General features: G+C 40.5%; 22 protein-coding genes and 2 pseudogenes. 11 read left to right on the top strand and 13 right to left on the bottom strand.

The window, feature by feature from the left end; translation table 11 throughout:
- The first annotated feature begins 52 nt into the window (after positions 1–52).
- From CEF22_RS15230 to CEF22_RS19160, 4 genes and pseudogenes are all read left to right on the top strand, one after another.
- Positions 53–817: a DODA-type extradiol aromatic ring-opening family dioxygenase gene (locus CEF22_RS15230; RefSeq protein WP_100403531.1), complete on the top strand. Its 765-nt coding sequence runs from the start codon at positions 53–55 to the stop codon at positions 815–817.
- A gap of 455 nt (positions 818–1,272) precedes the next feature.
- Positions 1,273–1,647 carry an IDEAL domain-containing protein gene (locus CEF22_RS15225; protein ID WP_100403530.1) on the top strand — a complete coding sequence of 125 codons (375 nt, stop codon included), beginning with the start codon at positions 1,273–1,275 and terminating at the stop codon, positions 1,645–1,647.
- Positions 1,648–1,931: 284 nt separating this feature from the next.
- Positions 1,932–2,702 (top strand): annotated as a pseudogene (locus CEF22_RS19165) (MCP four helix bundle domain-containing protein); the annotation flags it as partial.
- Positions 2,697–3,644, top strand: a complete 948-nt coding sequence (locus tag CEF22_RS19160; protein WP_442857412.1) for a methyl-accepting chemotaxis protein — start codon at positions 2,697–2,699, stop codon at positions 3,642–3,644. The pseudogene CEF22_RS19165 and the gene CEF22_RS19160, both read left to right, overlap by 6 nt.
- A gap of 76 nt (positions 3,645–3,720) precedes the next feature.
- Here CEF22_RS19160 and CEF22_RS15215 read toward each other — a convergent pair whose 3' ends face one another.
- Genes CEF22_RS15215 through CEF22_RS15195 form a run of 5 tightly spaced genes read right to left on the bottom strand, consistent with a single transcriptional unit; the run spans position 3,721 to position 7,619 of the window.
- Complete coding sequence (locus CEF22_RS15215) at positions 3,721–4,131, bottom strand: hypothetical protein (protein WP_100403528.1); 411 nt, start codon at positions 4,129–4,131, stop codon at positions 3,721–3,723.
- A gap of 53 nt (positions 4,132–4,184) precedes the next feature.
- Positions 4,185–4,850 (bottom strand): ABC transporter permease, encoded by a 666-nt coding sequence (locus tag CEF22_RS15210; RefSeq protein ID WP_442857411.1) that lies wholly within the window; start codon positions 4,848–4,850, stop codon positions 4,185–4,187.
- A gap of 18 nt (positions 4,851–4,868) precedes the next feature.
- Positions 4,869–5,792, bottom strand: a complete 924-nt coding sequence (locus CEF22_RS15205; RefSeq protein ID WP_442857375.1) for an osmoprotectant ABC transporter substrate-binding protein — start codon at positions 5,790–5,792, stop codon at positions 4,869–4,871.
- 16 nt (positions 5,793–5,808) lie between these two features.
- Complete coding sequence (locus tag CEF22_RS15200; RefSeq protein ID WP_100403525.1) at positions 5,809–6,462, bottom strand: ABC transporter permease; 654 nt, start codon at positions 6,460–6,462, stop codon at positions 5,809–5,811.
- Between the two features lie 11 nt (positions 6,463–6,473).
- Positions 6,474–7,619 (bottom strand): betaine/proline/choline family ABC transporter ATP-binding protein, encoded by a 1,146-nt coding sequence (locus tag CEF22_RS15195; RefSeq protein ID WP_100403524.1) that lies wholly within the window; start codon positions 7,617–7,619, stop codon positions 6,474–6,476.
- Positions 7,620–7,880: 261 nt separating this feature from the next.
- Here CEF22_RS15195 and CEF22_RS15190 point away from each other — a divergent pair, with 261 nt between their 5' ends.
- From CEF22_RS15190 to CEF22_RS15170, 6 genes and pseudogenes are all read left to right on the top strand, one after another.
- On the top strand, positions 7,881–8,414 hold the full coding sequence (locus CEF22_RS15190) for a GbsR/MarR family transcriptional regulator (protein WP_100403523.1): 534 nt from the start codon (positions 7,881–7,883) through the stop codon (positions 8,412–8,414).
- A 232-nt stretch (positions 8,415–8,646) separates the two neighbouring features.
- Positions 8,647–9,417 (top strand): annotated as a pseudogene (locus tag CEF22_RS19155) (MCP four helix bundle domain-containing protein); the annotation flags it as partial.
- Positions 9,412–10,359 (top strand): methyl-accepting chemotaxis protein, encoded by a 948-nt coding sequence (locus tag CEF22_RS19150; RefSeq protein ID WP_442857410.1) that lies wholly within the window; start codon positions 9,412–9,414, stop codon positions 10,357–10,359. The pseudogene CEF22_RS19155 and the gene CEF22_RS19150, both read left to right, overlap by 6 nt.
- A 143-nt stretch (positions 10,360–10,502) precedes the next feature.
- The gene (locus tag CEF22_RS15180) at positions 10,503–10,730 is read left to right on the top strand and encodes a FeoA family protein (protein ID WP_094834564.1); all 228 of its coding nucleotides are present in this window, start codon (positions 10,503–10,505) and stop codon (positions 10,728–10,730) included.
- Positions 10,727–12,736 carry a ferrous iron transport protein B gene (feoB, locus tag CEF22_RS15175; protein ID WP_100403521.1) on the top strand — a complete coding sequence of 670 codons (2,010 nt, stop codon included), beginning with the start codon at positions 10,727–10,729 and terminating at the stop codon, positions 12,734–12,736. The genes CEF22_RS15180 and feoB overlap by 4 nt, the downstream gene beginning before the upstream one ends.
- 18 nt (positions 12,737–12,754) lie before the next feature.
- A complete protein-coding gene (locus CEF22_RS15170; RefSeq protein ID WP_095479456.1) occupies positions 12,755–12,919 on the top strand; it encodes a FeoB-associated Cys-rich membrane protein in 165 nt (54 codons plus the stop codon).
- A 125-nt stretch (positions 12,920–13,044) separates the two neighbouring features.
- On the opposite strand, the gene CEF22_RS15165 is transcribed toward CEF22_RS15170, so the two are convergent.
- Together CEF22_RS15165 and CEF22_RS15160 are read right to left on the bottom strand one after the other, a co-directional pair.
- Positions 13,045–15,642: a polynucleotide kinase-phosphatase gene (locus tag CEF22_RS15165; RefSeq protein WP_100403520.1), complete on the bottom strand. Its 2,598-nt coding sequence runs from the start codon at positions 15,640–15,642 to the stop codon at positions 13,045–13,047.
- A 2-nt stretch (positions 15,643–15,644) separates the two neighbouring features.
- The gene (locus CEF22_RS15160; protein ID WP_100403519.1) at positions 15,645–17,000 is read right to left on the bottom strand and encodes a 3' terminal RNA ribose 2'-O-methyltransferase Hen1; all 1,356 of its coding nucleotides are present in this window, start codon (positions 16,998–17,000) and stop codon (positions 15,645–15,647) included.
- 336 nt (positions 17,001–17,336) lie between these two features.
- Here CEF22_RS15160 and CEF22_RS15155 point away from each other — a divergent pair, with 336 nt between their 5' ends.
- Positions 17,337–19,148, top strand: coding sequence for an acyltransferase family protein (locus CEF22_RS15155; RefSeq protein WP_100403518.1), 1,812 nt, complete (start codon positions 17,337–17,339; stop codon positions 19,146–19,148).
- Between the two features lie 65 nt (positions 19,149–19,213).
- Here the strand turns inward: CEF22_RS15155 and CEF22_RS15150 are convergent, their stop codons facing one another.
- The 6 genes from CEF22_RS15150 to CEF22_RS15130 form a co-directional block, all read right to left on the bottom strand.
- Positions 19,214–20,056: a prohibitin family protein gene (locus CEF22_RS15150; RefSeq protein WP_095479454.1), complete on the bottom strand. Its 843-nt coding sequence runs from the start codon at positions 20,054–20,056 to the stop codon at positions 19,214–19,216.
- Positions 20,028–20,189 (bottom strand): hypothetical protein, encoded by a 162-nt coding sequence (locus CEF22_RS18745; protein WP_170941864.1) that lies wholly within the window; start codon positions 20,187–20,189, stop codon positions 20,028–20,030. Before CEF22_RS18745 ends, CEF22_RS15150 begins: the two co-directional genes overlap by 29 nt.
- Positions 20,190–20,244: 55 nt before the next feature.
- Positions 20,245–21,480, bottom strand: a complete 1,236-nt coding sequence (locus CEF22_RS15145; RefSeq protein ID WP_100403517.1) for a PucR family transcriptional regulator — start codon at positions 21,478–21,480, stop codon at positions 20,245–20,247.
- A 106-nt stretch (positions 21,481–21,586) separates the two neighbouring features.
- Positions 21,587–23,062, bottom strand: a complete 1,476-nt coding sequence (gene putP, locus CEF22_RS15140) for a sodium/proline symporter PutP (protein ID WP_100403516.1) — start codon at positions 23,060–23,062, stop codon at positions 21,587–21,589.
- Between the two features lie 84 nt (positions 23,063–23,146).
- A complete protein-coding gene (pruA, locus tag CEF22_RS15135) occupies positions 23,147–24,685 on the bottom strand; it encodes an L-glutamate gamma-semialdehyde dehydrogenase (protein ID WP_100403515.1) in 1,539 nt (512 codons plus the stop codon).
- Between the two features lie 14 nt (positions 24,686–24,699).
- On the bottom strand, positions 24,700–25,617 hold the full coding sequence (locus CEF22_RS15130) for a proline dehydrogenase family protein (protein ID WP_100403514.1): 918 nt from the start codon (positions 25,615–25,617) through the stop codon (positions 24,700–24,702).
- Between the last annotated feature and the right edge of the window lie 102 nt (positions 25,618–25,719).

Here is a 25,719-nt window from a genome sequence, read left to right as displayed (position 1 = left end):
ATCCTATAGGTGAAAAAATATTCATATAAGAAAACTTTTTGGGGGGATTACGATGATGCCATCATTATTTTTGCCACATGGATCACCGATGATTGCAATAGAAGATACAGACTATACTCGATTTTTAAGAAAGTTAGGGGAGAGCTTGAAGCCGAAAGCGATCGTGTTATTTACCGCTCATTGGGAAAGTGCTGTCATGCAAATTTCGTCTCGTGATGATGAATTTGAAACGATTTATGATTTTGGTGGGTTTCCACCAGCTCTTTATGAAATGACGTATCCAGCGAAAGGATCAAAAGTTGTCGCTAAGCAGTTACAGGAACGTTTCCAAGTACATGCGATTGAATCACAATTGGATACGAAGCGTGGGTTAGACCACGGAACTTGGACGTTATTAACTCATTTATTTCCGAACGCTGATGTTCCAGTGGTACAAGTATCGGTTCACCCATTTTTACCGCCGGAGGAGCAAATTCGAATTGGCGAAGCGGTCAAAGGGCTTGGTGCGGAAGATATTTTAGTGATTGGTAGCGGCGTAACCGTTCATAATTTACGCTTGTTGAACTGGGGACAAAAAACACCGGAAGACTGGGCAGTGCAGTTTGACGACTGGTTGTTAGAACAGCTTGACGCTGGTAAAATCGCTAATTTAATTCAATATAAGCAGCTAGCACCATTTGCTAATAAAGCCGTTCCGAGAGAAGAACACTTTGTGCCGTTTTTCATCGCTTTAGGTGCAGGCAACGCAAGTGAGCCGAAAGTGTTATTCCGCGACTATGACTTAGGGACACTTAGCTATATGGCGTTGCAATTTTAACCTTCTGATTTGGTTCAGGAGGTTTTTTCTTTGGGGGTATTCATTTAAAAAAAAGGTGAATTCAGTAAAACGTGGTTGAGAGTCAGTAAAAGTGGGGGCGCATTCAGTAAAAAAGAAATGTGAGTTATCAAAAGCGAGTCTGGATTCAGCAAAAGTAAGTATCAACTAAGCAAAAACCCCGTTTGGAGTGTTCCGAGCGGAGGAAGTGACCGCCTTTCTAAAAACATTTTCACTTATTAATACGAAGATGACAGACATTTCCTATCATTTTTTTAAAAATATAATTGACGATGATAATCAATATCATTTATAGTAAGGGTGTGCTTAATTTACATTGAGTGGGACCGATACCCCCCTCTTAAAATGATACATGATGCAAACACAAACATCCCTTATGTGTATAATTTTTTTCGGTCCCGCTCATATAATTTTTCAATGAAGAGAAGGTGAAAGTGATGGCTAGTCAGTTTGTCTTTGTTCGACCATATGAGCATCAAGTCGACTGCTTTTGTCCAGATCAATCTCATTGTCGGACAATTGAATTTCGTCAGAAGGATTGCTTAACCATCACAAGTGATAAAAGGCATGTCGATGTGTTAGGTTGGTATTTCCTTGTTGGAAGAAATAATGAAGATTTTTTCTACATAAATATTGAGGATTTAGAGAATTTATATATGAAAGGCTTTCTTTATTCAAAAGAGGATCTTGAGTTGAGATTGAATTACTTACAATACAAAATTAATGAAGCATTAGATCAGAGAAATGAAGAAGCATTTCATTCTTTCTCTACACAATTACAACAGTTGACGGCAGTGACCGCACAACAATAAAAAGCCTGGGAAGATGCCAGGCTTTTATTTTTTTGAGTTGTGATAATAATTTTTTGAGAAAGTGCCTGTCACTCCTTGGATTTTGTCCAATTACGTACTTTTATTCAAAAAATAGATAAAAAGGTAAATAAAATCCACTTACAAGCCGATATATAGTAGAAATAATATTTCAGTGGTATGTGTTGTTTTATTTTCGAAGTTAAAAATCATTAATATAACTGACTGTGGAGGTGTAGATACCTTCACTTACGATTGATACTGCTGAAAGGAGAGGAAGCAATGATATGAATATTTTTCGTAATTTAACTATTTCAAGAAAGTTGCACATATTAATAATGGTTAGTGTACTATCGTTAGTTGGTATTGGCTCAGTTGGTTATTCCTATGTTAAGAGTACAGCTGAAAAATCTAATGCGATGTATGAAGATCGGGTGAAGCCTGCCGAGTGGATAGGTGTGATTTTGAGAAACAGTACAATGATGGATGCTAGTTTATTGGAGTTAATGCTTACGACCGATCTAAAACAGAAGCAAGAAATAATGAGTAGGATGGGCAAAATAGTAAACGAAATCAATCAAACCATTCAAAAGCTTGAAAACAGCCATTTAACGCCGCAAGAAAAAAAGGTGCTTCAAGCCTATACAAGCAGTTTAAAGGAACTGCGTGATGTCACACCCTTGGTCGTTGGTCCTGCTAAGCAAAATAAAAACGCAGAAGCTTATAAGCAGTATAATCAACAAATAAAAGAAAGACGAGATAACATTAATCAATATTTAGATGAACTCAAACTACTGAATGAAAAAGAGACGAAAAAAATTAATGAACAGAATAATGAAGCTTTAAATAAAGCAACGATTTTAATGATTTCAACTATTTTAGCATCCCTTATTTTATCGATTTCGATCGGCATGATCATTTCGAGAGGTATTGTTAACCCTATTAACGATATTAAGAGGTTATTAGCACAAGCAGAAAAAGGTGATTTCACTGTAAAAGGGAAGTATCAGTCGAAAGATGAGGTTGGTGATCTGACGACGTCCTTTAATGATATGATTAAAGGCTTGCATCGAGTGATCCGAAAAATGAGCGAAACTTCTCAGCAAGTCGCCGCTTCCTCTGAAGAGCTGAGCGCTAGTGCCCAACAAAGTAGTCAAGCAAGTGAACATATTTCCACTTCGATTCAAGAGTTAGCAGCTGGAGCTGACGATCAAGTGCATAGTATCGCAGAAAGTACACAAGTGATGAAGGGAATGGTCAATTACACGGAACAAATCGCTGAAAATGCTAAAATCGCTTCTGAAACCGTTTACGAAACAGCTGACAAGTCGAGAGAGGGAGAAGAAGCCGTTCAAAAAGTGACCGAACAAATGGGTACGATCAATGCAAATGTTCAGGGGTTATCAAACGTAGTAGCTGGTTTAAATGAACGATCAAATGAGATCGGAAAAATGAATGATGTAATTACCGATATTGCGGCACAAACGAATTTACTCGCTTTAAATGCAGCGATTGAAGCAGCAAGAGCAGGAGAACAAGGGCGAGGTTTTTCGGTCGTTGCCGATGAGGTGAGGAAATTAGCTGAACAGTCTGCAAGCTCAGCGGAACAAATCAGTCAATTGATCCACATCATACATAGCGATAATGATCAAGCGCTTGAGTCGATGAAATCAACGACACATGAAGTAGAAGAAGGGCTGCAAATTGTTCGAGAGGCAGGAGATTCCTTTAAGCAAATTAAAGATTCTGTTAAGGAAGTCGTTGCTCAAATTGAACATATCGCTTTGACTGTGAAGCAATTGTCAGAAGGGACATCAGCGGTAAGTCAAGCGATTTCATCAGTCAATGAAACGGCTGAAAACGCAGCCGCTAGCACCCAAACTATTTCGGCCGCAACAGAAGAACAACTAGCATCAATGGAAGAGGTCTCTACTTCCTCAACAGCTCTAGCCAAAATGGCCGAGCAACTCCAAGACTTAGTGATTAAATTTAAAGTATAAAACACAAAGTGCTTGAACTTACAGTTGACGACAGTGACCGCACAACAATAAAAAAGCCTGGGATGATGCCAGGCTTTTATTTTTTGAGTTGTGATAATAATTTTTTTACATCCCCTTTAAAAGTAAAGAGGTGGATCTTGTTTTTGTCATCAAAGATGATGAGAAACGGTTCTTCTTCTTTGCCGATGACGACGATGACCTCGTTTACTTTCGTGTCGACCCAGCGGTTTTTCACTTGAACCTCAGGTGATAAAGGGATCTTTACCATCGTTCCTTCTTTCGGAATTGGCGATACTTTCCGATAAATATCCGTTATATTAGCTAAATAACTAGCTGCTTCCTTTTGAATAGAGGTACTGCTTGGAATGGTTTGGCTGACTTTTCCCTGCTCAATATTAAATATTTCAACTAAACGAGCTTCCTGAGCACTAGCCGAAAACGCAATCAACATTACCGTCAAAAAACAGGCAACCAATTTCTTTTTCATAGACCGTCACCTCATGATTACTATGTCCAAGATGGTGCCTGTCACTCCCCGAATTATGTCGCCAATTCTTGCAGTTTTTTCTTTTGTTTGTTGGCAGGGGAGAGTTTGTGTTCGACCCAGCCCATGATGAAGTCGGCGATGACAGCCATGAGGGCAGTTGGAATTGCTCCGGCTAAGATAATAGCTGTTCCGTCCATAGCATTTGTTCCGCGGACGATGATGTCACCAAGACCACCTGCCCCGACAAATGTGCCGATCGTCGTAATTCCGATGGCGATGACTAACGCAGTGCGTAATCCAGCCATGATAACGGAGAGGGCTAGTGGTAGCTCAACCATACGTAATAATTGCCATTTTGTCATACCAACGGCTTTTCCTGATTCTAAAAGGGCATGATCGACTTGGCGAATGCCAGTGTACGTATTTTTTAAAATCGGCAGGAGAGAATAAAGGAAGAGAGCGATAATCACTGTATTCGTCCCAAGTCCGAAAGCGAGCATTAACACGGCAAGCATTGCTAACGACGGGATCGTTTGAATAATGTTAGCGAGAGATAGCACCCATTTACTTAACTTGTGGTGACGGGCAATCAAAATCCCGAGCGGAATGGCGACAATCGCCGCAAAGAAAACGCCGTAAGCGGACATGAGAAAATGTCGGTAAAATTCCTCCCATACGTAGGAGCTATTTTGTGCATAGTAGGTCCAAATATCTTGCATTGTATTCAAGCAATCACCTCATTTCTGTTCTTTAAAATAATGATGTTCTTCTAAAAACTCTTTCGCAACGACAGAGGGTTCTTTCAACTTGGCGTCAACCTCGTAATTCATCTGTTGCATTTGCTCTGTACTAATTTGCCCCATTAATTTCTCAATGCTTGCTTTTAGTTCGGGATGCTGCTTTAACACTTTATTTGATGCAACAGGGGAGGCGTCGTATGGTGGAAAGAAGCGATGGTCATCTTCTAACACTTTTAAATTAAAGGCTTGAATGCGTCCATCCGTTGTATAAGCTAAAACGACGTCCATTTTTCCGCTTGCTACTGCTTGATATACTAAGCCGAGCTGCATCGGATATGTTTGGCCAAATTCAAAGCCGTATTCTTTTACAAAGCCTTCATATCCATCTCCTTTTCGCTTTAACCAGGAGTTATCGACTCCAAGCTTTAATTCGGAAATCAGAGGCTCTAAATCAGATACAGTTTCTAACTGATGTTTTTTCGCTAAGTCATTTGTTACAGTAAATGCATAGGAGTTGGCAAATCCGTAAGAGTCAAACCATGTTTGGTCAAACTGCTGAGTGAATTCCTTTTGTACGATCGCTAACGCTTTCTTCGGGTCTTTCTCTGGATCTTGTCCGAGTGCGCCAGCGAGGTCGGTTCCAGTGTAACGAGTAGCGGTAATGTCAACATCGCCATTGACCATTGCTTTATGTTGAACGATCGAGGAACCTAAGTTATTTACCATTTCTACTTCTAAATCAGTGTCATGCTCAATTAATAAACGTAGCATCTGTCCAATAATTTGTGATTCTGTTACATTTAATGTGCCAATTTTAATTGTGTCCTTCGCCGATGCACTCAATCCAGGTAACGAACACCCGCTGATGATCAGTGAGAGGATGAGCGCAAAGGGTAGGATGATTTTTTTTGGATGATTCACTTCCATTCTCTCCTTTTTAAGCTGCTTCTTTTAGCGTTCGAATGCCTTTCGGTGTGACGATGACTTCGAGACGGCCTAATAATAAATCAACGACAAGTGCCATGAGCGTTGCAGGAATCGCTCCAGCAACAATATACGAGGTTTGATATAAATTTAACCCACTGAAAATGTAATCTCCAAGTCCGCCTGCTCCGATAAAAGAGGCGAGGGTTGCCCAGCCGATTAAATAAACAGTCGATAAACGAATGCCGGACATAATGACGGGGGTCGCAAGTGGCACTTCTACATACCGAATCCGTTCCCAGTTTGTCATCCCCATGCCAATGGCCGATTCGACTAAGCTTTTCTTTACTTCTTTTACACCGGTATATGTATTTCGTAAAATTGGTAAAACAGAATAGAAAAATAATGCGATAATGGCAGGCACTTTTCCAACACCTAAAATCGGAATAAAGAAAGCTAAAATTGCCAAGCTTGGGAACGTTTGAATGACACCGGCGATTCCCATCACAACGTTCGCTACTTTTTTCGTGCGCGTTAATACGATGCCAAGCGGGACAGCGACAAATATCCCAAGAAGAACAGCAATAAGAGAAATATAAAAGTGCTCCCACGTTTTGATGGCCAATTCACTGCCATTTGTAGTTAAAAACTGGATGATTTCGTCCATGATTTCTCCTCCTATCCAACAATTTGTTTTGCATCCTCTTCTATGCCCCAAATCGAGTCATATACAATATCCACAAGGTTCGCTCTAGTGACGATGCCAACAAGTACGCGGTGTTGATCGACAACAGGTACATACTTCATGCCGCGTTTTAAAATGTTGCGAATCGAGTCACGAACGAGGGCATCTTTTTGCACCGCTAATAAGTCTGTTTCCATCACGTCTTTAGTTAAAACTGCTTTCTTTTGATGCTGATCAATGATTTCGATATCGATATATCCTTGTAGTATCTTGTGTTTATTGACGACTAAAAGGGAGTCTACTCGATGATGCCTCATTAATTGAATTGCTTCGGATAAGGACTTGTCCTCACGAATCATAATTGGCTTTGGATTCATAATTTGTTCAACAGTTTGAATGTGCGGGCGCGCTTGTAATAAACGCTCTTTGCCGATAAATTCTTCGACAAACTCATTGGCTGGATGCTGTAAAATTTCATCTGGTGTCCCGACTTGGACTAATTGCCCATCCTTTAAAATAACAATTCGATCAGCGAGCTTAATCGCTTCGTCCATATCATGGGTGACAAACACAATCGTTTTTCCTAACGATTGCTGTAGCTTTTTAAACTCCTCTTGTAAGGAATCTCTCGTAATTGGATCTAAAGCACCGAATGGCTCATCCATTAGAATCAAAGCAGGGTCAGCCGCTAACGCACGTAGAACACCGATTCGCTGTTGTTGTCCGCCACTTAATTCATGTGGATATCTTTCTAAATAATCAGGGGTCATATTGACGAGCTTGATCAGCTCAAGGGCTCTTTCACGGCGCTTTTCAATGGGCCACTTCAAAAGTTTAGGCACGAGGGTGATATTTTCCTGAATCGTCATGTGAGGGAACAAGCCAATTTGTTGAATGACATAGCCAATTTCCCTTCGTAATTGTACAGGATCTTGTTCTAATACATTTTTTCCATTGATATAAATACTTCCTTCTGTAGGTTCAATCAGGCGGTTAATCATTTTCATCGTCGTTGTTTTCCCACAACCACTCGGTCCGATAAAGACGATAAATTCACCTTTTTTAAACTCAAGAGATAAATTATGAACGGCTTTTTTCCCACCCTTATACATTTTTGATACTTGATCAAACTTCAGCAATTGCTGACACCTCCATATGAATTCATCATTTTTTATGTTTCGACAAACATCTCACTAAAATCATAACGTAAACTTTGTAAAATAAAAAGTTTATGAATTGTATATATTTCACCTTGGTGGTTGGATAATGCTGAGAAAAATACGAAATACTCTGAAATTCTCTTAATTCCTCTTAATAACGTTCATTTTCATCTATTCCTTTTGCAGTGAAATTATGTTAAAGTGACGTATGAATCATGGCGATTGAAAGGAGTAAACGCAGTGGAAGAGAAGGCAAGCATCATTAAAAAACAAGCTGAGGAGCATTATATAGATCGACTCGCTGATAATATGAGAACATACGGGATTTCTCCTACCGTCGGACGAGTACTGGGCATTATTTATATGAACCGCAAGCCGATGACTTTAAATGAATTGTCGGAAGCGACCGGGATGAGCAAGACGAGAATGAGTCAAGTCGTGAGAGAAATGGTGGACTTAAATATCGCAGAGAAAATATTTGAAAAAGGGGTTCGTAAAGATCTCTACACCGTAGAAAATGACTACTATCAAACCTTCATTTCACTATTCACCTCCAATTGGAGCAAAACAATCAGTCGCAACAAAATTTTCGAGAAAAAACTAACAAAAGAACTCATGGCACTAAAAGAAAATGAACCGCTCACATTAGAAGCTGAGCAACAAATCAACGAGCTTCTAGCAGAGATGAAACAATGGGCTGACTACTACAACTGGCTCACTCGGATTGTAGACTTCTTCGAAAGCGGTGAGATTTTTAAGCACGTACCGAAATAGGTGCCTGTCACTCCTCGGATTTTGTCGAATTAAATAAGCTAGTCAAGAAACGAGTCTCTTAATAAAAGGCTCGTTTTTCAATTAGGGAAGGAATTTTTGATATTTAATTAAACTTTTGAGGGTAAACGAATTTTGTCGAATTTTAATGAAAAACCTAAATGATAAGGAGAGAAATGTCGATATAAATATTGTAAAAAAATAAGCTGCTAGTATAAAGCGAAGGGGAGTTTATATGAGTTTATTCCGTAACTTAAGAATTTCAAGAAAGTTGAATTTGTTGGTCATTATTGGTGCTTTATCACTAGCGATTATTGGGCTAGTTGGCTATGTAAACATTAATAATATGGCTGGAAAAACCAAAGTAATGTATGAAGATCGCCTGAAGCCTGCTCAATGGTTAGCAGCAATGTTAGAAGCGAACCGTACGTTAGATGCTTATGTATTAGAGTTTATGATTACTACTGATCCGAAGCGTAATCAAGAGTTGATGGATGAAATCAAAAATTCCATCAGTGAAATCGATCAGGTTTATAAAAATTATGAGAACGCTCATTTAACCGCTGAAGAAGAGAAGGTCTATGATGCATTTTCATCACTTAGAGGTGACTTACGTGAAGTAAGAGAACAAGTGATAGAGCTTGCTGAACAAAATAAAAATGCGGAAGCCTACGCTCTTTATAATCAAGTGCTTAGAGAAAAAAGAAATCAGGTAAATCAAGTGCTTGATGAACTACAAGCACTAAATGAACAAGCGGCTCAGCAGATTAATGAAGAGAATGAAGCAGCGTTAAGTAGAGCAACGATTTTTATGATTTCATGTATGTTAGTTTCGTTAATTGTAGCTATTTCTGTCGGTATCATCATTTCGAGAAGCATTGTTCAGCCAATTTCTAACCTTAAGGATTTATTGGCGAAAGCAGAGAAAGGTGATTTCACTGTAAAAGGATCGTATCAATCCGCTGATGAAGTGGGTGAGTTGACTCTTTCTTTTAACCATATGATTGAGGAATTACAAGGGATCATTCGCAAAGTGAGCGAAACGTCTCAGCAAGTGGCAGCGTCTTCTCAACAATTAAGTGCTAGCGCCGAGCAAAGTAGTGATGCGAGTGAACACATTTCGATGGCGGTTCAAGATTTGGCAGCTGGGTCGGATGATCAAGTACGAAATGTAGAAGAAAGCACACAAGTGGTTAAAGAAATGGCAAGTTACACGGACCAGATGGCTGATAATGCGAAAGTCGTCTCAGCAACGGTCGAGCAAACGTCGAAAATCTCCACGAATGGAGAACGAGTCATTCACAAAGTAACGGAGCAAATGAGCTCGATTAATGACAATGTCTCAGGGCTATCAAATGTAGTCGCGGGCTTAAATGAACGTTCCACTGAGATTGGCAAAATTAATGATGTTATTACTGATATTGCGGGACAGACGAATTTGCTTGCTTTAAATGCGGCTATTGAAGCGGCGAGAGCAGGAGAGCATGGACGAGGTTTTTCTGTAGTAGCGGATGAAGTGAGGAAGTTAGCAGAGCAATCGGCAAATTCAGCGGAACAAATTAGTAGCTTAATTGCAATGATCCAAAATGACAACCAACAGGCGCTTGAATCGATGAAATCAACAACGGCGGAAGTAGAAGAAGGCTTGCAAGTCGTGCAAGAAGCAGGTCATTCCTTTAAGGAAATCAAAGACTCCGTTAGTGAAGTGGTTGCGCAAATCCAAGAGATCGCTCAAATGGTACAGCAATTATCAGAAGGGACACATCATGTCAGTCAATCGATAGTGACAGTGAATAGCATTGCTGAAACCGCTGCAGCTAACACCCAAAATATTTCAGCAGCTACAGAAGAACAATTGGCTTCTATGGAAGAGATTTCGGCGTCGTCGACAGCTTTAGCGAACATGGCGCAAGAATTGCAAGATTTAGTTGTACAATTTAAAGTGTAAGTGAAAAAAGGGTAGCTATGTGGCTATCCTTTTTGGCTTTTTGTCCAGATGTTTGTTATAGGAAATCAGCAGATAAAGTAGTATAATAATATCGATAACAATTCTCAAATATCAGATTATTTTAAGTGTGGGGGCGAGGTCCTTTGAATATATCAGATCTTAAAAAAGGGCAACGAGCTGTAATTGATGATTTTTCTACGTTACAAGAGACGGTGCGAAGAAGATTGATGGATATGGGGATTAGCGAAGGAACAGAAATTTGTTTGAAATGTCAAATGCCTTTTGGCGGTCCGTGTATGATTGAGTCTTCAGGGCAATGCGTAGGAATTCGGAAAAAAGAGGCGGCGTTGATTCAGGTGAAGGAAGAATGAAAGAGATTGCTTTACTAGGAAATCCAAATACCGGAAAGACTTCTTTATTTAATGATTTAACTGGTTCCTATGAACATGTCGGGAACTGGAGTGGTGTCACTGTTGAGAAAAAAGTAGGGGTGCTAAAAGACGGCACTGGTCATTTAATCGATTTACCTGGGGTCTATTCGTTAGCCCCGCTATCTCGTGATGAAAGTGTCGTCACGTTTTTTCTTTTAAATGAATCATTTACAAGCGTGCTCAATATTGTGGATGCCAATCAGCTTGAGCGCAATTTGCAGTTAACGGTGCAGTTATTAGAGTATGAAAAGCCAATGATGCTTGCTTTAAATATGATGGATGTCGCAAAAGGCAGGGGAATTATCGTTGACGAACAACAATTGGCGAAGGAACTTGGCGTACAGGTGGTTCCAGTTGTTGCTCGAACAGGTAAAGGGTGTGAGGAGCTCGCTCAACAAATGCAGGATGTCGAGAGTCAATCCTTCCGTTTATATTACGGTGTAGCCATTGAAAAAGGGATTGACCGTTTTTCTGGATTAGTTCAACAGCAGGAGAAGCTCACTCACCTTCCACATCGTTGGCTAGCGATTCAACTGTTTGAAGGCAATAAAGCGGTGTACGATTTTTTAAAGCAGCATATGTCGGAAGCAACATTGCTCGATATAATGGAGGATACGTTGGCAGAAGCTCGTGAACAAGAAGGAGTAACGACGCTTCATCAGCTTATTTATGCTAAAAGAAAAGCATTCATCGACGGTGTGCTACAAAAAGCGGTACGGGTTGAAGCAGCGAAGCACACACCACTAACGGAAAAAATTGATGCTATTGTGACGAATCGTTTTTTAGGCATTCCCATTTTTTTAGCGGCGATGTTTTTCATGTTTAAATTGACGTTTGATTGGCTGGGGATGCCCCTTTCAGACGCATTAGATGGCTTTATTTCTGGACCATTGACGACAGGGCTACAGTCCATGTTAACTGCAGTCGGTGCGTCTTCTTTTATTCAATCGCTCATATTAGATGGGATTGTCGCCGGTGTCGGAGGCGTTCTTGTATTTGTGCCGCAAATTTTAATCCTGTTCTTCTTTATTTCAGTGCTAGAAGACTCCGGTTATATGGCGAGGGTGGCATTAGTGATGGATCGCATTATGGAGTCGGTCGGCTTAAACGGGAAGGCATTCATCCCGATGATTATTGGGTTTGGCTGTAATGTGCCGGGCGTGATGGCGGCTCGTACGATTGAGCAGCCGAAAGAACGGTTGTTAACAATTTTGCTAACGCCATTAATGTCATGTTCTGCTCGGCTTTCTGTTTATGCGCTCTTCGTCGGAGCCTTCTTTGCCAAGCATCAGGCATTGATCGTGCTTTCTTTGTATGTGTTAGGGATTGTCGTTGCATTTACTTTAGCTAAACTTTTTTCCAAGACCCTTTTGAAAAATGAAGCCTCTGTGTTCATTATCGAGCTACCTCCTTATCGTGTTCCGCAAGTAGAAGGCTTGTTGAAAAGCACATGGGATAAAGGAAAGGGCTTCGTGAAAAAAGCGGGAACATTTATTTTTGGTGGTTCAGTCATCATTTGGCTATTAACGTATATGGGACCAAATGGATTAGACGTCCCAATGGATGATAGCTTTTTAGCATTAATTGGTGGTGTCATCGCTCCATTGTTAGAGCCGCTCGGATTTGGTACATGGCAGGCTGGAGCCGCGTTATTAACGGGGTTTTTAGCAAAAGAAGTCGTTGTCTCGACGATGAATATTATTTATCACGTACCAACCGTAGAATCATTGCAAGGACTCATGGCTGAAGCCTACACACCACTATCGGCGTTTAGCTTTATGGTCTTCATTTTATTGTATATTCCTTGCTTAGCGACCGTCGCGATCATTCGCAAAGAAACTGGTTCTGCTAAATGGACTGTCTTTTCAATTGTATATGCGTTAATTATCGCTTATCTGTTAGCGTTTGTGATCTATCAAGGTGGTCAGCTGTTAGGATTTTCTTAAAAAATAGGGGGAATAAAAATGATCAACTATATCATCGGCGCCCTCATTTTTGGTTATGCCGCTTGGACGATATTAAAATATGTCAAACGAAGCAAGCAAGGAAAATGTGCTGCTTGCGATTTGAAGAATTCATGTGAAACGACTTGTGATGTATCGATCGACCCTAATAAAATTCATAAATAACAATCGTAAAAAGATGCCATGGGAGCGAAATTCGCTAATGTGGCATCTTTTTTTATAAGGGAGGGTTTTTCCTTAAAAACTCAAGCCAACGAAAAGATCTTGCTTTTCGTCGGCTTGAGTTGTTTTTATAATCTTGGGTCAACGGGTTCTGCTTCCATAGCTAGTATGGCGAGTGTGCATTCGTGTACTCGTTCGATCGATTCACCACGGACGAACCTTTGAACCGCTTCGACGCCTAAAGCAAATTCTAAAAGGGCATGTTTTTGTTTTTTGCCTGTACTGCGTTCTTTTAATCGCTCTAGGTTGGCAGGTTCAAGGTAATCCATACCGTAAATGATATTCAAATACTGACGGCCGCGTACTTTAATCGCCGGCTGCAATAGTTTGCCTTTTTCTTTAGCTAGGAACGACTCAGGTTTGATAATAATACCTTCATGACCGTCTTTCGTGATGTCTTCCCACCAATGAATAACTTCTTGTTCACTTGCTCCATCTTCAATCATTTTATACTCTGTTGCGACGAAGATCGTTGAGGCTTGTGCGAATTCATGGCTTTTCTCCATATGCCATGTGTGTGGCTTATGGAAAAATGTTTCGCTGCTATGTGCTAGGACGTGGAAGGGAGCGATTTGAATATGCTCGATACCGTTAGTGTCCCAACAATACGTTTGAAAGACTTTCTTAAAGGTTAAAGCATGATCTAGCTTAGCGGTATATTGTTCGAGCCAGTTTGAAATTTGCGGGTGATGATCTTTGGCCGCTGCTAATTTTTCTTTCAAGTGCGTGCGATCTAAAATGGCGTTTTCTGCCACGTGCGCGTATTGATTGCTAATCAGTTCTTTCGCTTTTAAATTCCAAGGCATAATTTCCGCATCCAATAGTACAAAATCAGTGTTGTACTTATTGAAATAATCGGCTTCGTTCAACTCTTGTGAAATTTTTTCCGTAACTTCTTTTTCTATCGCTGAATCAAAGAATCGACGACCACTTTTTGTATAGATCGTGCCTATTGTTTTTGAGCCGACATATTTTTCAGCAGAAGCTTTATCTTTAAAGAGGAATAAAACGGCTCGGCTACCCATATGTTTTTTCTCGGCGACCATTTTTTCGATGCCGTGACTGCGATAGTAATCGATTGCTTCTTTCGGATGCTCTAAATAGTCAGGCAGAGCAGAGGCTTTCGGTGTTGGACTCATCGTTGGTGGCACATAGATTAATTGTTCAATCGGCACAGTAAAATGGGAGATTGCATCGATCGCCGATTTAACTCGTTCTGGATGAATCTTTATTTCGCCCACTTCACTTGTTAATACGGAATAACCGTTTAGGAACTTCGCGATATTTGGTGGATCTAGCCGTTTCTTTTCCCACTCTTTTAAAGGGTTATCGGCAGAGCCTGAGTAGTCTTTTGTCGCTTTAATAGCGATGAATTCTTTTTCAGGAAAGCGGAGAGCTGTTAGTTGACCGCCAAAGACGACTCCTTGGTCAATGTTCACTGTATTGTTGATCATCAACGGTTGCGGCTTCGGATCATGCCCCCAAACAATCAGTGTTGAGTGGTTATGATGAATGAACCAGTCTTTACGTAGCGGCTTGCCGTTGTCATCTACTCCATCTGTGTCTCCATATCGGCAAAAATCATTAATGCGGCGAGACTGCTTGCCGATATATTTGTCCTTAATACCAGCGTGAGTACAAACGAGGACAGGAAGGCTATTTTGTGTAAATACATAATGAGATGGTGCTTGCAGCAGTAGTTCTTTTAACTCTGCTTTAATTTTTGTTGTTTCGTCTTGACCGAATTGTTCTTCAAATTGGACAAACTCTTCGGCGGTTTGTTCATCGCCATGAGTTAACGTGACTTTTCGTCCATCTAACCAACAAGCAATTTTCCAGCCGTGGTTACTGTCGATCATATAGGCAAGACCTGCTTTTATATGACGCAAGAAAAAGAGCAGCGTGTCCAATGAGCGTGGGCCTCGGCTCATGACATCTCCAAGCGAGACAAACTTTCGCCCATTTGGATGCACATAGAGCCCAGCTTCATTTAGCTTATATCCTAGCCTTTCTAAAAGAGCGATCATTTCATCGAAGCAGCCATGGATATCGCCAATGATATCAATCCCTGCTTGAAGCTCAATTTCGATCGGGTTGTTACTTCGTTTCATTTCTAACGTAGCCAAGTCATTGATATCTAGTATATAAGTCGCTTTGTAGCCTTCTTTTTTCATAAAGCGTTTTTCTCTTTTGAACGTTTGAAATTGTTGTTTTAGTCTTCTTTTTCCTCGTGGATGGTCTCGCTGTTTATCTCGTTCAAGGAGCATTTCTTGTGGCACATCGAAAATCATGGCAATGATCGGTACATGATGCTTTCTTGCCATTGAGATATATCTTTTTCGGTCGTCGGGATGAAGGTGAGTAGCATCAATAAACGTAAGCTTATTTAAACGGCATCTTGCTTCTACTAGCGCATCCATCATCGCGAACGCTTCTTTAGAAATTTGTTGATATTGATGGAATAACTGATCTGCTTCAAGCTTCGGTCGATCACGCCAGTCCATATATTCCATGTCGCTCACTAATATTCTACAGTCGTCAGAGCTAACGACTTCTGATTGAACAATCGTTTGCTCGTCGATCAATCGTTGTAAAAAAGTTGTTTTTCCGCTGTTGGATGGCCCAACAAGTAAAACGATGCCTGCGTAAGGGAGAGTAATTTGCATTGTTACACCTCAGTTCTAGTAAATATACACATTTGCGTCGGGAAGCCATATTGTTCATGTGATTCGCCGATGCCAACAAATGCTCGTTCGTATGGATAAGGTTTACTTCTTTCTTCACACCATGCGTCAAACTCAGCTCTTGTCCACTCAAAGCGATGGTCGGCGTGTCGGAAGCTTTCGTTTAGGTCATATACTTCGTTATATTCTTTATTTGGCGTCGTAATAATGAGTGTCTTTGGCTTGTATTCACGGAAAATTATCTCCATGATTTTTGGCAATCGCTCTTCGTCGATGTGCTCAATCACTTCGCATAAAATCATAATATCTTTTTCTTTTAATCTCTCATCAAAGTAAAAGAGGGAGCCCCATACTGGAGTAGGGGAGGTGAATCCTGAGTGCTTTGCTGCTTTTTCATATCGATCAAGTGCTCGAAGCGTAGCAGTTTCTGACGGTTCAACTGCTAAAATCTCTTTCACTCCTGGTAGAAAGCCTAAGCGAGTAGAAAGCTTTCCTTCACCAGAGCCAAAGTCGACGATACTTGCTCGCTGTTCGATCATTTTTATAGTTTCTATAATCGTGTCATAACGTAACTCATTTAAACGAGGGGCTTTTTGTTTTTGATGGTTGGCATCATGAGTTTCTTCTATATTATTGTCTACAAGTTTATACACTTCTTTAAAAATAAGTGCTTGACGCCAAATGAACTCTTTTAATGGATGATGTTCAAGCCAACCTTCTCCATACCTTTCTAACTTTTCAATTTCTGCTTGATCAATATAATAATGCTTGTATTGATCAAGCACTGGAATTAATACAAACAGTTGTCGAAGCCCTTGTTGTAACGTTGTGTTTCCTGTTAATGAAATCCAACGTGCTGAACTTGCTTGCTTCATTTGAAAGGAGTAGTCGGTCTCTCCATAGGAGATATCCGTTTCAAAGCCGAGTGGCTCAAACAATTCGATTATTTGTTTATCGGATAGTGGGGAGGCCACTGGGCCAAAGCTAAATTTGAAAGGGAAAACATGATCGACCCATTCTTTATATTCATCTTTTGGCTGTCCATTTAACGCTGTGCCGAGCGCGGGTCGAACGAAGGAACAGAAAATGCTACTCACCGCAAACTCACGATCATTAATATAGTGCGTAATATCATATGCACGAGAAGAATTTTTTACAAGTTCTAGCGGATCAGGTGTGACAAAAATCGTCACGTCTACTGCGTGCTCATTACATTCTTGATAAAAAAGTCGAACGAGATGTCCTTTATGATTTCGTTCATACACGTTATTGGGATTTTTCGCTAATAAATGCGAAATCATTCGTGCGTTAGTTCCAGTTGCTCGAATCGATAGCTGCATATCTATCACTTCTTTCTTTTATTCTTTGTCTATGTTAAAAAGTGTTCATTCAATCCTTATCTTTAAAAAAGACTATACCATAAGCTTAGAATAATAGGAAAAAATCTTCCTGTTAAAAACGATCCAAACTTTTTTACGCCTCTATCCGTCTTATTATAGAATGAGAGGCGTTGGAAATTGTGGAAAAAAGCCGTCGGAATTTTGGGTTAGAAAGACTAGTTGGCTTCATTGATGATTTGGAATTCAAATGGTAAAATATGTAGTGACTTTCATAGTAAAATGCGGTTATGAGTAAGAAAAGAAGGGCAATGAACGTTTGTGCGAGAGGTGAGAGGTGTGCCTGAGCCGATAAAAGGAAATCGTCGTTATATGTATGGTTTGGACGGATTGAGAGCGTTAGCAGTGTTAGCGGTGATTTTTTATCATTTAGAAGTTCCTGGGGCGTCAGGAGGGCTATTAGGAGTCACGGTCTTTTTTGTGTTGTCGGGGTATTTGATTACCGATTTATTATTGACGGAATGGGATCAGACGCAGCGGATTGATTTCAAGCGGTTTTGGGTTCGGAGGGCAAGAAGGCTTCTTCCTGCGATGCTGATGATGCTTGTTGTGGTCGTTGCATATGTGGCATTATTTGATCAAGCCTTTTTAGTTCGTTTAAGAGGAGATGTATTAGCCGCTTTATTGTATGTAAGTAACTGGTGGTTTGTGTTTCAAGAGGTCTCGTATTTTGACAACTTTCAACCTTCTTTGCTGACGCATTTTTGGTCGTTAGCTGTAGAAGAGCAGTTTTATTTAATTTGGCCAGTTGTTATTTTTTTTGGTTTGAGATATATACGTAAGCGTCGCATTTTATTGAGTTTGACGATGTTAGGAGCTATTTTGTCAGCGTTATTGATGGCTTTCATGTATGAACCTGGTACAGACCCGAGTCGAGTGTATTATGGAACGGATACGAGAGCGTTTTCGCTGCTCATTGGGGCGGCATTAGCGATGGTTTGGCCGAGCCGCAAGCTGTCGCATAAGGTAGAGGGTATGCCAAAGAACTTTCTAGATGTTGTGGGTAGTCTTGGTCTGTTGCTGTTTTTTCTCATGGTTTGTTTTTCTACTCAATATGACACCTTTCTTTATCGTGGGGGCATGGTGCTCTTATCGATTGCGACGGCGGTTATCGTTGCAGTGCTGGCTCATCCAGCTAGCCGTTTACGGAAGGTGCTCAGTTTCAAACCTTTATGTTGGATTGGTGAGCGGTCTTATGGGATGTATTTGTGGCATTTTCCTGTGATTGTATTGACGGGTGCAGGAGTAGATACAGATTTATTCAAAGCTAGTCTTCAACTTGTTTTGATTTTCGCTTTGTCTGCTTTATCGTATCAATTGATGGAACAACCGATAAGAAAAGGCGGAATCGACGGTTGGTTGCGAGCTTGGCGTTCAGGAGAGTGGGGAATGAAGGATGTATCGACTTCGCGTTGGTTGACTTTTAGTAGTTCACTGCTCGTGTTGATTGTTTCCACGTTCGTCATCTATATGGTCCCGGCTTCTGGAGCTGATTCGGACAAGTATGTGAAAACGGAGAAAGCATCGATTGAAGCTGTTCAAAAGCCAGCATCGAAACAGAACAAAGATTCATCCGTACAAGCTGTCGCTCAACTTGAGCAGGATCGAGAATTGCGAAAAATAACGGCCATTGGGGATTCCGTGATGATCGCGGTCAATCCTCTCTTGAAGCAACAGTTGCCTGATTTTGTGATGAATGCAGAAGTTGGTCGGCAAATGTCGGAAGGAATCGAGATGGCTCAACAGATGGAGCAACAAGGACAGTTAGGCGATGTGGTGATTATCGGTCTAGGATCGAATGGACCATTATCGAAAAAGCAGTTAATAGAAATGGTGGAATCGCTTGATTCTGAAAAAGAGATTCTACTCATCAATACGCGTGTTCCTCGTCCTTGGGAGCGTGAAGTGAATGCGAGCTTGAAGGAAGTGGCTAGAGATTTTGAGAACGTCGCATTAGTTGATTGGTATGAAGCAAGTACAAATCATCCACATTACTTTATTTCGGATCAAGTTCATTTATCGAAAGAAGGGCAAGAAGTGTATACTTCGCTTATTTTGGATGCGATAGCAAGAGGAGAAGTGGCCTCATAAGGTGGCTTCTTTTTTATTTTTCAAAAGAAAAGAGAAAGCGAAAAATTATCGCTTCCTCTTCATAGTTATTTCGCTGCTGGTGCTGGTTCATCAATTGGAATTTCAATTAACTGATTAGAACCGGTTGCTTTTGGCATTTTGCCGTCCCATTTTTCGATCCATTTGTTTTGGATGACTTCTTTAGAGATTGATTTTCTAATAATTTCATTGTATTCGGCAATCCCTTGGGCTTCGATTTTTTTCTTTTCGGCTTCTGCTTTAGCAATCTTTAATTCTATTTGTTTTCTTTCGAGCTCTTGTGCTGCGCCGACTCGTTGATCAATCGCCGCTTGAGTAGCTTTATCTGGCTTTGGCACACCTAGTGTTAAGTTATCGACTGCAAAGCCTAAGTCACCAATGTCTTCAGAAAACAAATTTTGGACATTGACGGCTGCTTCAGACGATTTCTCTCCGTACGTATCGATGACTGAGTATTTAGCAATCGCTTTACGACCAGCATCCCATAGTCTTGTTTTTAAGTAAGATTCTTCGATTTGCTCTACGGGAATCGGACCGAATTTATTAAATACATCAACGACTTTATCTGGTTGGATGCTGTAGTTGTAAGCGAAATCGACCGTAACATTTTTTCCGTCCGATGTCGCGACTTGAATGTCTTTATAATTGACGGTTTGCATTCTGACAGGGTACATCGTCACTTTATCGAATAGACCAACGAGATGCCAACCTTGTCCTAACGTTTCTTCTTGCACACCGCCATTTGGACTATAGACGACACCGACATAGCCATTTGGAATTTTTTCGATAAACATAGAAAGTATGAGTACGCCTAAAGCTAATGTGATCGCGATAATAGTTCCACCAATAATTTTGCGATTTTTACCCTTTGTGTTGTTCGTGTTTTCCATTGTCGTCCTCCTTCAATTTCTTTTTCAGCTTATACGCCGTGTCACCGACTCTTTTAAAAGAGGGGGACAGCATGAGCCAAACGCCGAAGCCTAGCAATAGAATGACGATAATTGACCCGATAAAAACTTTCATACTAATCGCCTCCTCTCTCTATTTTGACATTCTTTCATAAAAATGTCATCTATTTTCATTGGGAGTTTTCTCGCTTCAACAGTTGAAGATCGATAAATAATTGGCATCTGACATGGACATCATTAAAATCAATCGACGTTAATTCATCAATTTGTTTCATCCGATATTTTAATGTGTTCGGATGGATAAACAATTGTTCCGCTGTTTGTTTCATCCGGCAATTGTTTGTTAGAAAGGCTTCGACCGTGTTTAATAGATCGCTCTGGCTTTCTTGATCTTTTTTCTTTAGCTTGATTAAATCTGGATTTACATATTGCGTTTGGTGATTATGGCGCTGAATGACTTCTAAATAACGAAAGACGCCTAGCTTAGTGTAGTCAGGGGACACTCGCGTTGGTGAACCGAGAAATTTAGCGACTTTAATCACTTCTAATGCTTCTAAATAACTATTTCTGAGCATTGAGATTGAGGAATATGTGTTTCCAATCCCAGCATAAACGGTTTGTTCCTTACATTGGCTTAAGATTGTGTTGGTTAGCTCCATCGCACTTTCATGAATATGGCTATTGTTTGCTGAGCGGCTACCGATGAGAACAACGATGTTTTGCTGATCAACGAATAGGTGAGAGGGGTGTTTTAAAGCATTGGCAAACAATCTCACGGTTTCTATTAGTTCATCAAAGGTGTCGTCATCTACTTGCGTCATAGTGAAAACGTTGATGATAAACGTAGCAGGGAGGATGAGGTTCTGGTTGGTGGCCTCCCATTTGATTTCATTTTCATTTTGATAGACATGGTCAATGATTTTTTTGTAGAAATGATCTTTCTCTTTGTTTTTCATCATGTTTAGCTGCTTTTTCTTATAGAGCAGCATGCCGATATGCGAGGAGAGTTGATGGAGAAAATCTAGTTCTTCATCGGAAAGAAGAGGTTCTGTTTCTTGTACCCAAATGTATCCGAAGATTTGCTCCTTGAATTTTGCACTGACGACGACACGTTGGTTTAATCCGATTTCATCGATTTGTTTTACTCGAAAAGGCTCTGTAATCGATTTCAGTTGATCGATAATGCCTTCCTCGATGAACTTCTCTAAAATAGGAATCGGCGAGCGTTTCGAGAAAATCGTTTCTTTATTTGCTTTATCAAACGCTTCGATCGAATAAGAACTATAAGTTAGTAAAGAAAATTGCTCATCCTCTAACACAACAGGCTTCTTTAAAAATTGGCTAATTAACTCTGTAATCTCATTCACATCAGTTAGAGAAAGGATTTTTTCTAATAACATACTCATCCAATATTCCTCCTTCTCTATTATCATATACTTAATTATACCTTTAATATACACAGACACAATGAAAAGGACTGGGAATGATCCAGTCCTTTCACACGTTAACGTATCATATTTCCTTTTTCAATTGTTTCTCAAATTCGTCAAATTGTTGTTCGACTTGTGAAGATGGTTTAGTAGTAACTAAGCTGACGATGATGATGGAGAGGAAGCTTGCTGCAAAGCCAGGGACCATTTCATATAACATATCTGATAACCCGACCTTTGACCAAACAATAACGGTTACGGCACCTACAACCATTCCTGCTAATGCGCCCCATTTCGTCATACGTTTCCAGTAGAGGCTGAGAATGATCATTGGACCGAACGCAGAACCAAAGCCTGCCCAAGCATAGCCAACAAGATCGAGAATCGTTGTGTTCTTTTCCCAAGAAAGGATCAAAGCAACGATTGATACAAGAAGAACAGATAAACGACCTAAGAAAACCAGCTCTTTGTCTGAAGCAGAGCGACGGAAAAAGGTTTTATATAAATCTTCTGTTAAGGAACTTGATGTAACGAGCAATTGAGAAGAGATCGTACTCATGACAGCTGCCAAAATGGCTGAAATTAAGAAGCCCGTAATGATTGGGTCAAATAAAATTTCGCCGAGCTTAATAAAAATTGTTTCAGGGTCATTAAGTGTTAATCCATTTTGATGATAGTAAGTAATACCTAAGAAGCCTGTTAGCATCGCGCCAATACTAGCGAAAATCATCCAGCTCATCCCGATACGGCGTGCTTTTTTAATTTCTTTCACAGATGTAATTGCCATAAAACGAACGATGATGTGAGGCTGACCAAAGTATCCAAGACCCCAAGCGAACAAAGAAGCAATACCTAAAAAGCTCGTGCCTTTAAAAATGTCTAGCAGGGCTGGATCAATAGAACGTGGTGTATTAATTGCTGGGCCCAATCCACCGATATGCATCAGTGTAACGATAGGGACAAGAATTAAGGCAAGGAACATGATCAGACCTTGAACAAAATCAGTCCAGCTTACTGCCAAAAATCCACCAAAAAGAGTGTAGGCAACAACAACAGCCGTGATAACCCAAAGACCTGTGTGATATTCCATTCCAAATGTATTTTGGAATAATACGCCTCCGGAAACCATTCCTGAAGAGACATAGAAAGTAAAGAAAATTAAGATAACTAAGCCGGAAATTAAACGTAGAATTTTTGATTGATCATTAAAGCGATTTTCTAAGTAACCTGGAATGGTGATTGAATCATTGGCTACTTCTGTGTAAGTTCTTAATCGAGGGGCAACATAAAGCCAGTTTGCCCACGCTCCAAGCGTTAAGCCGATGACGATCCAAGAAGAGCTAAGACCAGTCGCAAACATAGCTCCAGGTAATCCCATTAAGAGCCATCCGCTCATATCCGAAGCGCCAGCACTTAAAGCTGTAACGGCTGGACCTAATCCACGCCCACCTAACATATAATCTGATAAATTCGATGTTTTCTTATAAGCGAAATAACCAATAAACAGCATACCAATCATATACACAATGACAGAGACAATTAAAGAATAATCCAACATATAAACCCCCTTGCTTTCTTGATGAGGGGGTCAGTCCCCCACCCCTTTAACGCGTGAATACACTGGGGGACTGACCCAAAAAAGTTATAGCATTTCTGAAGTTGTTTTTGCTTGCATGTGTAGCTGTAAGTAGTCAGGACCACCTGCTTTAGAGTCTGTTCCTGACATGTTGAAGCCGCCGAATGGTTGGTAACCAACGATTGCTCCTGTACAGCCGCGGTTGAAGTATAGGTTACCTACATGGAACTCTTCACGAGCTTTTTCCATGTTCGCACGGTTGGTTGTGATGACCGCACCTGTTAAGCCGTACTCTGTGTTGTTCGCAATTTCAAGCGCATGATCGAAGTCTTTCGCTTTTGCAAACGCCACAACTGGCCCAAAGATTTCTTCTTGCATTAAACGAGCTTTCGGATCTACGTCCGCTACGATTGTCGGTTGAACGAAGTAACCTTTCGAATCATCGCCTTCGCCACCTGTTAATACGCGACCTTCTTCGTGACCAAGTTTCGCATAGCTCATCACTTTATCGAAAGCAGCTTGGTCAATCACTGGACCCATGTAATGCTCTAACGGATTACCTGCTGAAATTTCTTTCGTTAATTCTACTGCACGGTTTAATACTTGATCGTACACATCTTCTACGATGACTGCACGAGAACAAGCCGAACATTTTTGTCCTGAGAAACCGAACGCTGATTTCACGATCGATTGAGCCGCTAATTCAAGATCTGCTTCTTTATCGACAACGATCGTGTCTTTTCCACCCATTTCAGCGATCACACGTTTCAGCCAAATTTGACCTTCGTTTACTTTAGACGCACGTTCGAAGATGCGAAGACCGACGTCACGAGAACCTGTGAACGAGATGAAGCGTGTTTTCGGATGATCGACTAAGTAGTCGCCCACTTCTGCGCCGCTTCCTGGTACGAAGTTTAATACGCCTTTTGGAAGACCTGCTTCCTCCATTACTTCGACAAATTTCGCCGCCACGATAGGCGTAGTGGAAGCCGGCTTTAATAATACCGTATTTCCTGTAACAATTGCCGCAACTGTTGTACCAGCCATGATCGCAAGTGGGAAGTTCCAAGGAGAGATGATGATCCCTACACCTAATGGAATGTAGCCGTAACGGTTATATTCACCCGGGCGGCTTTCTACTTTCACACCATCTTTAATTTGTAGCATTTGACGGCCGTAGAATTCTAAGAAATCGATTGCTTCTGCCGTATCCGCATCCGCTTCGTTCATCGGCTTTCCTGCTTCTTTTGTTAATAGAGCAGAGAATTCGTGCTTGCGGCGACGAATGATGGCCGCCGCCTTAAATAATACATCCGCACGAACTTCTGGCTTTACTTTCTTCCAAGTTTCAAATGTTTCTACCGCAACTTGCATTGCTTGTTCTGCTAGCTCTTGGCTCGCTTTTGATACGCGACCGATGACTTCTTGTTTGTCCGCTGGGTTGTAAGAAGTGATTTTATCTTCTGTCGTGATTTTTTCTCCACCGATTACAAGTGGGTAATCTTGACCTAAATAACCTTGTACAAGGGCTACCGCCTCTTCGTATGCTTTTTTATTTTCTTCTTGTGAAAAATCTGTAAATGGTTCGTGTTTATATGGGATCATGACATTCGCTCCTTTTATTTTTTCACCATACCTTTGAAAACAAAGGCGATATTTGCAGGACGTTCAGCTAGTCGTCTCATGAAGTAGCCGTACCAATCAAGGCCGTACGGTACGTAAACTCGCATTTTGTAGCCTTGTTTCACGAGTTCAAGCTGAGTCTTGTTTCTCATTCCGTAAAGCATTTGGAATTCGAATTGATCGTTAGGAATGTTATGCTTTTTGGCAAACTCCTTTGTGAACTCGATGATTTGATCATCGTGGGAAGCGATAGCAGTATAGTTCCCATTTAGTAAGCTTTGTCCAATCAGTTTTTTGTAATTTTCGTCTACGTCTTTCTTTTCAGGATAAGCATGTTCAGGAGCTTCTTTATAGGCTCCTTTGACGAGACGTAAAAACGGTTTGAGATCGCTTACACCTTCTAAATCAGCTTCTGTTCGATAAAGATAAGCTTGTAGTACCGTACTTACGTAATGGTACTTTTCTTTAAATTGTTTAAATAAATCAAGTGTCGCTTGACAACGTGGCACATCTTCCATATCGATCGTTACCATGACTTGATTTTTTTCGGCTGTATCTAAAATTCGTGTCATATTTTCAACAACTAAATCATGATCGATATCGAGTCCTAAAGATGTCATTTTCAAGGAAACTTGTGAATCTAAATTTTCTTTTCTGATCATTTCGATCGTTTGGATACATTCCTCTGTTCTCTCGTTTGCAACTTCTTTTGAATCGACAAATTCTCCAAGGTGATCGACTGTAACCGATAATCCTTGCTTGTTCAATTCACGAATAAATTTAATCGAGCTCTCGAAGTTCGTTCCACCTATAATCTTTCCTGCAGCAAAATTTCCACCGCTATTTTGAGCTAATTTATTAAGAAAATTATTTTTGGATAAAAATAAGAAAAAATCTCTAGTTAACGCTTCCATTGTTGTTGCACCTCCTACAGAAGTTGTTTTGATGTCATAATAATTTTACAATTTAGTCACATATATATACAATGTTCGACGAAAACAATAAAACGCTTTCAT

It is taken from the genome of Bacillus sp. FJAT-42315, assembly GCF_002797375.1.
Taxonomy (GTDB): domain Bacteria; phylum Bacillota; class Bacilli; order Bacillales; family Domibacillaceae; genus Bacillus_CE.
Note: the sequence above shows the minus strand (reverse complement) of the source record. Positions and strands in the feature narration are given on the sequence as shown.